14 protein-coding genes and 1 tRNA gene are annotated in these 12,178 nt (G+C 36.4%); 4 read left to right on the forward strand and 11 right to left on the reverse strand.

Features of this window, described 5'->3' with window-relative positions:
* Positions 1 to 78: 78 nt before the first annotated feature.
* Positions 79 to 1,608, reverse strand: coding sequence for an OmpP1/FadL family transporter (locus KCG49_RS03955; RefSeq protein ID WP_218544902.1), 1,530 nt, complete (start codon positions 1,606 to 1,608; stop codon positions 79 to 81).
* Positions 1,609 to 1,646: 38 nt separating this feature from the next.
* The gene (locus KCG49_RS03960; protein ID WP_218544903.1) at positions 1,647 to 2,684 is read right to left on the reverse strand and encodes a hypothetical protein; all 1,038 of its coding nucleotides are present in this window, start codon (positions 2,682 to 2,684) and stop codon (positions 1,647 to 1,649) included.
* Between the two features lie 100 nt (positions 2,685 to 2,784).
* Here KCG49_RS03960 and proS point away from each other — a divergent pair, with 100 nt between their 5' ends.
* The 3 genes from proS to rpsT all read left to right on the forward strand — a co-directional run bounded on the left by proS (position 2,785) and on the right by rpsT (position 4,751).
* Complete coding sequence (gene proS, locus KCG49_RS03965; protein ID WP_218544904.1) at positions 2,785 to 4,263, forward strand: proline--tRNA ligase; 1,479 nt, start codon at positions 2,785 to 2,787, stop codon at positions 4,261 to 4,263.
* 142 nt (positions 4,264 to 4,405) lie between these two features.
* Positions 4,406 to 4,477 (forward strand) — tRNA-Glu (locus KCG49_RS03970).
* A gap of 22 nt (positions 4,478 to 4,499) precedes the next feature.
* Positions 4,500 to 4,751 (forward strand): 30S ribosomal protein S20, encoded by a 252-nt coding sequence (gene rpsT, locus KCG49_RS03975; protein WP_218544905.1) that lies wholly within the window; start codon positions 4,500 to 4,502, stop codon positions 4,749 to 4,751.
* Between the two features lie 147 nt (positions 4,752 to 4,898).
* Here the strand turns inward: rpsT and rho are convergent, their stop codons facing one another.
* Positions 4,899 to 6,530 (reverse strand): transcription termination factor Rho, encoded by a 1,632-nt coding sequence (rho, locus tag KCG49_RS03980; RefSeq protein WP_218544906.1) that lies wholly within the window; start codon positions 6,528 to 6,530, stop codon positions 4,899 to 4,901.
* Positions 6,531 to 6,745: 215 nt separating this feature from the next.
* Here rho and KCG49_RS03985 point away from each other — a divergent pair, with 215 nt between their 5' ends.
* Entirely contained in the window at positions 6,746 to 7,156 is a 411-nt protein-coding gene (locus KCG49_RS03985) for a DUF4293 domain-containing protein (protein ID WP_218544907.1), read from the forward strand.
* A 61-nt stretch (positions 7,157 to 7,217) separates the two neighbouring features.
* Here KCG49_RS03985 and KCG49_RS03990 read toward each other — a convergent pair whose 3' ends face one another.
* The 8 genes from KCG49_RS03990 to KCG49_RS04025 all read right to left on the reverse strand — a co-directional run bounded on the left by KCG49_RS03990 (position 7,218) and on the right by KCG49_RS04025 (position 12,176).
* Positions 7,218 to 7,712: a metallophosphoesterase family protein gene (locus KCG49_RS03990; protein ID WP_218544908.1), complete on the reverse strand. Its 495-nt coding sequence runs from the start codon at positions 7,710 to 7,712 to the stop codon at positions 7,218 to 7,220.
* A 169-nt stretch (positions 7,713 to 7,881) separates the two neighbouring features.
* Positions 7,882 to 8,517, reverse strand: coding sequence for a thymidylate synthase (locus KCG49_RS03995; protein WP_218544909.1), 636 nt, complete (start codon positions 8,515 to 8,517; stop codon positions 7,882 to 7,884).
* Positions 8,518 to 8,674: 157 nt separating this feature from the next.
* Positions 8,675 to 9,013, reverse strand: a complete 339-nt coding sequence (locus KCG49_RS04000; protein WP_218544910.1) for a hypothetical protein — start codon at positions 9,011 to 9,013, stop codon at positions 8,675 to 8,677.
* Entirely contained in the window at positions 9,001 to 9,942 is a 942-nt protein-coding gene (locus tag KCG49_RS04005; RefSeq protein WP_218544911.1) for a hypothetical protein, read from the reverse strand. Before KCG49_RS04005 ends, KCG49_RS04000 begins: the two co-directional genes overlap by 13 nt.
* Positions 9,930 to 10,439, reverse strand: a complete 510-nt coding sequence (locus KCG49_RS04010; RefSeq protein ID WP_218544912.1) for a hypothetical protein — start codon at positions 10,437 to 10,439, stop codon at positions 9,930 to 9,932. The genes KCG49_RS04005 and KCG49_RS04010 overlap by 13 nt, the downstream gene beginning before the upstream one ends.
* A complete protein-coding gene (locus tag KCG49_RS04015) occupies positions 10,432 to 11,346 on the reverse strand; it encodes a hypothetical protein (protein WP_218544913.1) in 915 nt (304 codons plus the stop codon). The genes KCG49_RS04010 and KCG49_RS04015 overlap by 8 nt, the downstream gene beginning before the upstream one ends.
* Entirely contained in the window at positions 11,347 to 11,916 is a 570-nt protein-coding gene (locus KCG49_RS04020; RefSeq protein ID WP_218544914.1) for a hypothetical protein, read from the reverse strand. It abuts the gene before it with no gap.
* Positions 11,917 to 11,924: 8 nt separating this feature from the next.
* Positions 11,925 to 12,176 (reverse strand): hypothetical protein, encoded by a 252-nt coding sequence (locus KCG49_RS04025; RefSeq protein WP_218544915.1) that lies wholly within the window; start codon positions 12,174 to 12,176, stop codon positions 11,925 to 11,927.
* Positions 12,177 to 12,178: the final 2 nt, after the last annotated feature.

Genomic DNA, 12,178 nt, shown 5'->3' on the forward strand with positions numbered 1-12,178 from the left:
AGGAACTTTGGATATTTTATGTAAAAGTAAAGCCCGTGCAATTATTGTACGGGCTTTACTTTATGAATAAATTTTATTTTAAATTCTAAATCCTAATGATAGTATTACATCTGTAAACTTTGTTTGTACTGATGCAGTGTCTGTTAATCCAACATTAAATAATTGCTGATTTACATCTCTTTCCGCTTGACTAAAAGCTAGATCTAAATTAAAATCTCCAAAAGTGTAACCAAGACCTAATGAGTAACCCGTTAAATCTCCAAAACGACTATCATCTTTATATGGACTTTCTTCAAAACGATATCCGCCTCTGAAACTAAATTGTTTGTAACGGTATTCACCTCCAAACCTATAGGATACAGCAGAATCTAACGAATTGCTAATTTCATCGTTCAATAGAGAAAAACTTGTGTCTGACGCAGGTCTAAATTCTGTATCACTGTAGTCTTTAACAGAATAATCAAAACTCAACAGGCCCTGCTTTCCGAAGACATAAGCCAAACTTCCTGTAACCTTGCCAGGGGTACGTAATCTGTACTCAGGGAAAATATTGATAACATCACTAATGAAATTAATTTCAGGATCGGCATTATTAGAATTAATACCTTGAACTAATTCTTCACTTATTCTATACCATGTTGGCGAATTATAAGACACACCAGCTCTAAGCTCTGGCGTCAGTTTAATAATTGTGCCTAGTTGGAATGAAAAACCACTACCTGTAGTAGATAATAAATTTTCAAATCTTAAATTATTAACAGTAGAACCATCGTTAGAATTGGTTTCATTAAATCTTGTGAATTTTTCGTAGTCTATAAAATGTGCATTCAGGTTTACTCCGAAAAAGAATCTATCATCATAATCTGCAGCAAAATTAAATGCAAGCTTACCATTATAACCTCTCTCAGAATATAGGTAGTTTTGATTAAAATTTCCAGGTCCTACATTAGAAATATAGTTAGTTTCATCATCATTACTGTTGTCATCTAAATTTACTGGATCAATCACACCAGACCAATATCCTAAAAATGCTTGTTGAATCGAATAACCATCTACAGGAATTGAACTAATATCTGCATAAGCCTCTTCAATAAATTCACCGGGTTGTAATTTTAAAATACCAAAAGGTATTTCAATATTATTGGTGAAAGAAAGGAAATAGCTATCTAAAGAGGTTGTATTTACTCCACTAGCTACCCATTCATTATCATGGTTAGCTGTATTGTCATAGGCTGCACTAAGTGTAAATTTTTTCCAAGGAGAATTTGGATTTGAATTTACAAACACAAAAGCTGCCCCAAGTTGGTTTAAATCAAATTCGGAATTTGATGTTGAATTCAAACCATTAAAATAACTAACATCGTTATTCTTATCTATAACACCCAGAGAGACCGAAGCGTGGCTGTTGTTAAATATTGCAGAACCAGCAGGGTTGATATTAACCCCAGACATATCACCACCTAAGGCACCAAATGCACCACTCATGGCTCTAAAACGTGCAGTTCCTTTAATTTCATCCATTGAATATCTAACTGCATCATTTAGATCTTGTGCTAAAATATAGGATGTACTAACCAAGCCTATGGAAAACATAAGTAACTTTTTCATAAGTAAATTTTTTAAAATTTTAGAATTTAATTTTAAGACTATCCTCTACCGCGTCTTCCTCCACCAGACCTCATTCCAGAAGATCTCGAAGAACCTCTAGACGATCTCATAGAGCCTGATGATCTTGATGAGCCTCTACTAGATCTAACTCCAGACGAACGACTACTTCTAGAAGATCTAACCGAACCTGATGATCTCGATGGCCTTGATGATCTATTTACTCTAGAATTAGATCTTGAAGTTGAAGAACTTCTTACGGATCTAGATGGTCTTGTTACCCTATTACTTCTAGAACTGGAACTAGACCCAACCCTTGTACTTCTTGTGGTTGCAGCCCTTGAAAGTCTACTTGTTGAATAGTTTCGTCTTGATAAAGCAGATGAACTTCTATTTCTTCTACTTAAATTATTATTGTTGTAAAGCAGTGAGCTGCGTCTTCCACCATTAAATGCAAGCCTGTTGTTTCGGAATCCATTATTCCAACCCCAGTTATTCCATCCAGGACCCCAGCCCCAATTGTTCCAGCCCCAGCCAGCATTCCAACCCCAGTTGTTCCAGCCTAAGCCCCAACCAGCATTCCAACCCCATCCAGCATTCCAGCCCCAGTTGTTCCAACCCCAAGGTCGTCCCCAACCCCAGTTATTCCAACCCCAGCCCCATCCAGCATTCCATAACCAAGGATCATTCCAACCCCATCCATTATCAATAATATTAATGGTAACGTTTTCATTGCTCTGACCCCAACCACCGTAGGCTGGTCTTCGTTCTAAAGTGTCTTGAGCTTTCTCCATATAGTTACCTTCATAAGAGTCTATGTCTGTAAATATTTCATTTTCTTCAGTTATGACATTAAGTTGTGCCGAATTTTCTGCAAAATAATTTTGATAATAATTTGAGTCATCGGTAGAAGTTGTAACTACTGGTTCTTCTACATCGGTTTCATAATCGTCCGCTGTATATATTCCATCATTATCATATCCTGCATATTGAAAAGAACCACATGAAGTTAACACGGTTAGTAAACCGAGCGCAACAAAAAATGGCAATTTGTTCGAAGTAATGGCTTTAAATTGCATATCTCTTATATTTTATTGTTGAACATAGCAAAAATAGTTAGTTTTGCTGAACTATTTTTTTATTTAACATAGTCACAATATTTGTGCCAAAACATTGAAAATGAGCAAAAATCTTACGAGTAGAGCTGAAGATTATTCAAAATGGTATAACGAATTGGTTGTTAAAGCTGATTTGGCAGAAAATTCTGCGGTTAGAGGCTGTATGGTTATTAAACCTTACGGTTATGCTATTTGGGAGAAAATGCAAGCAGAATTGGATAGAATGTTTAAAGAAACTGGGCATCAAAATGCTTATTTTCCTCTGTTTGTACCTAAAAGTTTGTTTGAAGCTGAAGAAAAGAATGCTGAAGGTTTTGCAAAAGAATGTGCTGTAGTGACTCATTACAGATTGCAAACTGATCCTGATAATGAAGGTAAACTTAGAGTTGATCCAGAAGCAAAATTGGAGGAGGAATTAGTTGTAAGGCCTACAAGCGAAGCCATTATATGGAACACTTATAAAGGTTGGATTCAATCATATAGAGATTTACCAATTTTAGTAAACCAGTGGGCTAACGTGGTACGATGGGAGATGCGAACACGACTCTTTCTCCGTACAGCAGAATTTTTATGGCAAGAAGGACATACCGCCCATGCAACCAAAGATGAAGCCTGGGAAGAAACTAAGTTAATCAATAATGTTTATGCTAAATTCGCAGAGAACTTTATGGCAATTCCTGTAATACAAGGTTTAAAAACAGAGAGTGAGCGTTTTGCGGGTGCAGAAGAGACTATGTGTATTGAGGCACTGATGCAAGATGGTAAAGCATTACAGGCCGGAACATCCCACTTTTTAGGTCAGAATTTTGCAAAGGCATTTGATGTAAAGTTTACTAACAAGGAAGGAAAACAAGATTATGTTTGGGCTACATCTTGGGGTGTTTCTACACGATTAATGGGCGCATTGATTATGACACATAGTGATGACAAAGGCTTAGTATTGCCACCAAATTTGGCACCTTACCAAGTTGTTATTGTACCCATATATAAGAATGAGGAGCAATTTGATGCTGTAAAAAAAGTTGCTGACGAAATTATAGATGACCTCAAAGAAAGAAATATCTCTGTAAAGTTTGATAAAAGAGATACACTTCGCCCTGGTGCAAAATTTGCACAGCATGAATTGCAAGGTGTGCCAATAAGGATTGCAATAGGCCCCAAAGATCTTGAAGATAATACTGTAGAAGTCGCAAGACGAGATACATTTACCAAGGAAACAGTAATCTTAGATCGAATAAATGTAGTTGTTGAAGATTTGTTGGAAGAAATACAAAAAAGCTTATTTAAGAAAGCACTGGATTTCAGAAATTCCCACATAACAGAAGTTGAAGATTTTGAAGAGTTTAAAAAGGTACTGGAAAACAAAACAGGTTTCATTTCTGCACATTGGGATGGTACTGCCGAAACTGAACAAAAAATAAAAGAATTGACTAAGGCTACAATACGATGTATTCCTTTAGATAGCAAGAAAGAAGAAGGAGAATGTGTATTTACTGGCAATCCATCAAATCAGCGTGTACTTTTTGCAAAAGCCTATTAAAAATTTTGCAAAAAAATTATGTTAGTAGTTGCAACATTTAAAAATAGTTGTATTTTTGCACCCGCTAGAACGATATATTTTGCATCGGGCTAGTTTACAATGGAAACATTGTAGGTTCATTTAATTAGTAAAATAACCAAATGGCCCGTTCGTCTATCGGCTAGGACGCCAGGTTTTCATCCTGGTAAGAGGGGTTCGATTCCCCTACGGGCTACAATTTTAATAAGAGAAATAAAATGGCAAATCATAAGTCAGCTTTAAAAAGAATTAGAAGTAACGAAAAGAAACGCGTGCTTAACAGATACCAGCATAAGACAACACGTAATGCTATTAAGAAGTTACGTGAAATTACCAATGCTAAGGAAGCACAAAAGATGTTACCTTCCGTTATTAGTATGATTGATAAATTAGCTAAGAAAAATGTAATTCATGCTAATAAAGCTGGTAACTTAAAGTCACAATTGACTAAGCATGTTACAGCGTTATAATTAGTGATATATAATTAAGATATTTGAAAGTCTTTCCAATAGGAAAGACTTTTTTTGTTTTCCCTTTATTTAAAAGTTAGCTATCCATAAAAAAACCTTGAATAGTAAAGTTCAAGGTTTTTTATTATAAATATGACAGAAGAATTACTATCCATTCATGGAAATTAAAAACTCTTCATTGTTTCTTGTTTGTTTAAACCTGTCATTAATAAATTCCATTGCTTCAACAGGGTTCATATCTGCAAGATACTTACGCATTACCCACATTCTTTGAATGGTATTATCGTCCAATAATAAATCGTCACGTCTTGTACTTGATGATGTTAAATCAATAGCAGGGAAAATACGACGATTAGAAATCTTACGATCTAATTGTAGCTCCATATTACCTGTACCTTTGAATTCCTCAAAGATAACTTCGTCCATTTTAGAACCCGTTTCGGTAAGTGCGGTGGCAATGATAGTTAAAGAGCCACCATTTTCGATATTACGAGCAGCACCAAAGAAACGTTTTGGTTTATGCAAAGCATTAGCGTCAACACCACCAGAAAGAATTTTTCCAGAAGCAGGTTGTACCGTATTGTAGGCTCTTGCCAATCGAGTAATGGAATCTAGTAGAATTACAACATCGTGTCCGCATTCCACTAAGCGTTTTGCTTTTTCTAAAACAATGTTAGCAATCTTAACATGCTCGTGTGCTTCTTTATCAAAAGTAGACGCTATTACCTCACCACGGACATTTCTTTGCATGTCTGTTACTTCTTCAGGACGTTCATCAATTAAAAGAATCATCTGATATACTTCAGGATGATTAGCCGCAATTGCATTTGCAACATCCTTAAGCAGCATAGTTTTACCTGTTTTTGGTTGAGATACAATCATACCACGTTGTCCTTTACCAATGGGTGCGAACAAGTCCATAATACGTGTAGAAATTGTGGTTTGCTTTTCAGCAATATTAAATTTCTCTTTTGGGAATAATGGTGTTAAGTGCTCAAAAGCCACACGGTCTCTAACTACATTGGGATTTTGACCATTGATTTTACTCACCTTTATAAGTGGGAAATATTTTTCACCTTCTTTTGGGGGTCTTACATGCCCTAATACTGTATCACCAGTTTTTAAACCGAATAATCTAATTTGAGATTGTGATACATAAATATCGTCTGGGGATGTTAGATAATTATAATCGGATGATCTTAAGAATCCATAACCATCTTGCATAATATCTAAAACACCTTCACTTTCAATAATGGCATCAAATTCAAAATCTGGTTCACGGTAACGGTTTCTGTTATCTTTATTACCATTGTTTTTTGAATTGCTGTTATTGCGATTATTATTATCCTTAGAACGATTCTGATTTTGCCTTTTATCGTTGTTCTGATTATTATTAGAACGTCGATTATCGTCTTTACGGTTGTCTTGCTTTTTATGACTTTGTTTATCGTTGCTAGACTGGTCGTTATTAGACTTACGTTCTTGAGGTTTAGGTTCTTCCTTTTTTTCGGAGAACTCTAAAGATTTTTGATCTTTGTCGTCTTGAGTTTTTTTCTGTACTCTAGCTCTACTTTGTTTAGGCTTGCTTTGTTTTGGTTCAGAACTGCTGTCAGTATCTTTTGTAGCTTTTACTGCATCAGGATTTGCAGCTTGGTAATCTAAAATTTGGTAAACCAAATCTAGCTTCTTCATTGAGCGGTACTTAGGTACTTTGAGTTGTTTGGCTAGTTCCTGTAATTCTGGAAGCTTCTTAGCTTTTAACTGTGAAATTTCAAACATTCGTATGTTATATAATGTATTATAATTTTGATATTATTAATTCAAGATTTTCTAAATGAAATAAAAAGAAAAAAAGTGAAATTAATTTGGAAGATTAGAAAGATGCAACTCAGTGCATTACCCTTTCTACTGCAATTATACAACTTTATTTTAAAACTATTTCTATCTTTTTAAAAAATAAACTACTAATTTTGCAATGCTTTTTAATTAAAGATATGATTCAACGTATACAAACACTCTATTTAATTTTGGCTGCTGGTATTTCTGCGGGCTTAATTTTCGTGTTTCATTTGTGGACTAATAACGAAGACGCTAAAGTATATGCTTTAGATAACTATACGTATTTAGGTTTGTTTTTGGGTTCTGCTTTTTTATCTTTAATTTCAATTTTTATGTTTAAAAACAGGAAGTCTCAATTTATGTTGGGTCGACTTAATATAATATTAAACTTTATTTTACTAGGAATCTTTGTGTATCAATCTCTAAATTTATCTGGAGAAACTAACGTTTCTGAGAAAGGTATTGGGATTCTTCTTCCTATTTTTTCTATTGTGTGTTTAGTCTTGGCTAACAAGGCTATTAAAAAGGATGAAGATCTCGTAAAATCTGTAGATCGATTACGATGAACCTAAAATCTTAGTATATTAGTGCGAAAACCCCGGACGCTGCCGTCTGGGGTTTTCATTTTTATAGTCTTTCAAATTCTATAATTTCTAAATCCTTTATGTGCTTACCATCTATTTTGAATCGGAGCATGGTTCTTTTTTTATGAAAGCCATGTTTACCAACTGCACCAGGATTCATGTGAAGAAGATCTAATTTTTTATCAGGAATTACCTTAAGTATATGAGAGTGTCCACAGATAAACAGATCAGGAGGATTTGAGTTCAGTTCCTCTCTAATACGATTATTATACTTAGGAGGATATCCGCCTATATGTGTTATCCAAACATCAATACTTTCACATATAAACCTATTATGAAGCGGAAATTCAGTTCTAGCTTTAGCGTCATCAATATTGCCATATACAGCTTTTAATGGTTTTAGTTTTTTAATTTGATCCGTGACCTCTAAATCGCCAATATCTCCAGCATGCCATACTTCATCTGCTTGTTTTACATGCTTAAGAATAGCAGCATCAATGTAACTATGTGTATCTGATAATAATAGTATTTTTTTCATACTTGTTTTCCGATTATAATCGTGAAATCGAATTGTACACAAACTTAAATCAAATTGTACATAAAAAACAATTTAAACACCATTTAAAACAGTTTTAAATCATCCTTTGGGTTGCTCACAGGTGATAATTAGCTGTCAACACCTCTATTTTCGTCTTTTATTAGCGTCTTCATACATTCAAACTAAACTTGGAATCTTTGCCCTTCAGCAAGCGCTTGGTTGATTTTAGGTTGTTTTCATAGATATGCACATTTCCAAGAAATAAGGTAATTGACTTTAGCGGTATGTCAATTTGGCGCGATATCAAGTATAAATGGTAAATATCCGAAGGCAAACCAAGAGAGGCATCAGAACTACGCTGATAAGCGCTTAAAACAAGCTTTCCACGGTCAATCTGGAACTGTATCAAGCTCAAGCACGGCTGTTGGTTGGTGTCTATGGTATTGGCACCCAAAAACAGCACGTAATTTTTGCTAGAGCGCTTTTCCTTATTGATGCGTTTTATAAGTCCAGGTAATTGCTCAAAATACGTCGGATAACTATTCACCAAAATAGGACCACAGTAATCCCACCAGGTTATCCCTATGTCACGATACGCCTCAGTGTTTCGCTCACCTTGCATAAATAGATCTAGCTCGTCGCGCAATTTGTTCCTGGCAACCGTATGGCCTTCCAATATCTCCAATAGGTCAATTGGCCGTAAGTGCAGCTCTTTGTTCAATAGGTATCTAATGTTTCCTTTTTTGTTTTCTTGGACCTTACCTTTTTGTAAAATCCGCTTTAGTGTTTTGTGATATTTGTTCATTGTTATAAATTTGTTGCTCTGACGTAAAAAGGTGCATACACACCATAAGCTAGGATATTACTCCTCGGCTTGGTGTGTATGCACCTTTGTTGTTAGCCGTTTGCGTCAGAAACTTACGGCAGCAAAGTCGAGGTTTTTATAAACCTCAAGCTATTTTTTATGGTGGCGGATTCTGATAAGTGTTCTTTAAAGCATCAAACTCTGCTTGTTTGGCCGTTGTATCTTCGCCAAGTCTTACCATTAAGTCGAGCTCAATAGATAATCTTCTTAGCTGGCCTCGCTGTAATTCTGCCAAAGTAGAATCAACAGGATCTGGTCGCTTATCCAAAGTTTCAGTAATAAATGATGCATCTAATCCTACTAAACCTTCAGGCTCTTCAACTTCAGCTTCAATTACATTATGGTTTTGAGGAAGTAAGGCGTTAGCTATGTCCTCACTATGTACGCCAACAATAATGTTATTACCATTTATTTCTATATATACTACTTCTGCCATATCGCTGTGTAATTAATTTTAGTGTTTCTGTCATTCTTATTAACTTGAGCTATGACTCTAACTTTATCGCCATCAATTTGATGCTTCATCCACATTTCCTCATTATCTTCCAAATAATCACTAAAACCAACAAAATTGAACGACATGCTAACACCTACTAAATGTTCTATTGTAAAACCTATAGGAGGATAGATAAATCCATAATTCTTAGTCCAATCATTAGAGTTATTGATGTTAGAATTGATTTGATTTTCTAATATGATGGTTCCTTGAGAAACGCGTGTTATCAAATAACCAGCTGCCTTTAAAGCTGCAATGGTAACAGCTCTCTCATCATCCACGCCATTAATTGCTTCTTGATTGGTTACAAGCTCAACAACGCCGCGTCTTTCAGTTGTGGCTTTTCTTGCATTAAGCTTTTTAGGTGTTATAACGTGAGTGTCGTTATCGTTGTCATTAGTCTCATCTTGAGTAGCAATTTCATTTAGACCTAATATTTCTTCAGTAGCTTGCTCCAATAAGCCATCCAAGGTCTTAACGGTTCTTATGCGATTAAGTGTACCAAAATCAAAAGAAGCAACTACCCCAGCATCACCAGGATCACCAAACTTGGCTTTTCGATTTTTCCATACCGGCAGTATCTGGTTAAAGTTACCGGTTTGGGAGGTGTCGTATGCCGCTTCGGTTACGGTTTCAATTATTACAACCGTTTCGCCAGTCTCACTCGCTTCAAACGGGAGTATCTCATTGTTATAGATTATCCATCCAGCGCTTGTATTGCCATTATCATCCACAACACCATCAAATATTACATTGTCACCAATAGCCCTAACTATGGCATTGATCTGATCATGGCTACTTGATTCCGCAAATGCCAAGTATTCATTTGCACCAGGAAAGCCCTGGCCAGATATTATTAGTTTATCCATTCGATTCTGTATTTTTTAGCATATAGTTTGTAATAGTTAATCACCGCACCAACCTTAATCAAATAGGCCTGAAGCTCGTTTGCGTTCACTGGCTGATATTCTATGGGTATGTGAACCGTAAAGTCTGCACTATGCGCTATGTTGCCAAAAACGTAATAAAACCCCTTTTGCACATTCCCTTGAGTATAGAAACCAAATTCCTTTTCAGCAGCCCAAGGATAGAACCTGTCGATGTCAGTTTTTTCAACGTTACGGATATATATCCTACGCTCTTCATTATCAAAGCCATCATTCAGTACCTTTTGCAATAGTGTTATCGATCCGTTATGGCTAACCCTGTAAATCGCATCATCTTTATAGGCTACGAAACTGATATAACGTTCTTTAATCGGTGCGCAAACAGCATTTAACCAAGCCAAAACCTTAACACCTCTTAAGAATGTTGGCAGGCTCAACTTTATCAGTCTAGATATGTCAAGGTTATAGATATTACTCATAGCTCTCTACAAATTCAAAAGTGCTTTCAACTTCATCAAGGTTAAAATAGCCTGCGTCAGGTTGTCTGAAATCTGCAATCGAACCTGCACCAGGAATATCTTCAGTTTCGTATGTAAAAGCAGCGTATTTTGAAGCTGCCAAAACCTTGTGCGGAGATGAGACACCATCCACCAACTGGATGGCATCTGTCAACTGATTTATGTCCAAAAGCCCATCAAATTGGCTACTGGCCAAAAACGATTTCACGGCAGCCTGTACCGGTGTATCATTCGTACCATCCAAGCGCTTACCTTCATTGTCCAATATCAAGGCATCATAATAGATTTTATAATGAAGCTTTAAGTCATCACCCGTTCCTGAGGTTGCCACTACATAAACTCCAGCTGCACCCATCAATTCAATATATTGTTGAAAACCTGCAAGCTCTGGCGTAGTAAAAGGTGCCAAAAGTCCATTGTTGTCCTTTGCGACCTTCACCCTTAGGGAACCCACACCGTTTAAAACAGTCGGTATCACCGAAGCTTTCTTAACGATCTTAGAAGCATTCACTGCCTGTATTTCTGCCGATGCATTTGGTATTGGATATATTCCGGTCTCTGGTAGATCATAACCGTGCTGATAGTTTAGCGCAGTGAGCGCATACCATTGTTTTGTAAATGGCCTGGTCTCCGATATCCTTTTTTCGATGTCACTTCTTAGAACGTCCCAAAGCTTTTCACTGACCCATTGGCCAAACGCATGCACCCAAACAAATAAACGCCAAATTGATACCTTACTGGCACTGGTCAACTGATCCTGAAGCTGTACTTTTTCAGCATCGGTCAAAACCTGAAGTGTATCGAGCTCATCAGCATCGCCAATGGCGTTCAACATTACATCCTGTATCTCGTTTATTGATCTGCTCATCTATTTTATTTTTTCAGGTATCACCATACCATATATCAAAGTATCCTGACGTTCTATTATACGCCATTTTATAACATCTAAACGAGTCCTTTGGTTGGTCTCTACTTCCAATATACTTTCATCAAAACGCCTCCACGATCCATCTATGGCCAAGGACAGATCTCGAGCATGGAAAACCGATGCTGTTTTCTGATCGTAGATGTCAAAGTCAGTTGAGCCCATATAATCGTACCTACTAAACCCACGTGGCTCCAGATACTTTAAATAATAGGCCTTGTTTACGTACTGCATTACAAATGCGCCATTACGCTTTACCTTCTGCCATACAGGGAGTGGAAAATCCTCAAAAGACCGGTTGAAATAAACCATGTCCGCAATGAGTTTGCTGTTTTCCGATTTTATCTTCTGAAGCTCCACCTCTAAATCTATGACATCGCTTCTAAGGTAGAAATTGGATATGGTGAGGAACAGCAAACCCGAGTACGTGAATAACGTCTTATATCTCTTACCGAATCGAATAGCGGTAATAATCCACTTATACAGTTTGGTATGTGAAAATCTTAACCTCACTTGTAAACTTATTTTTTAGTTTCTAAACCTCTTGCTTTTCGTATCAGATCAACCAAGGTCATTGGGGCCCAAATGAACAAAAATGAAATTGCCAATACAGCCAACTCATTTAAACTATACTCCAGCTGTTTGGTGGCGAGCCAATAAAGTAGGATGAGTATTCCTATAGCTCCAACTACAAACAGAAAGTACTCACCTATACCATATTTTTTTAAAAATGTCTCTCGCCTCCTGTTAATGTCTTGAGATAATTTTTCCATAA

The organism is Winogradskyella luteola, assembly GCF_019203985.1.
GTDB classification, from domain to species: domain Bacteria; phylum Bacteroidota; class Bacteroidia; order Flavobacteriales; family Flavobacteriaceae; genus Winogradskyella; species Winogradskyella luteola.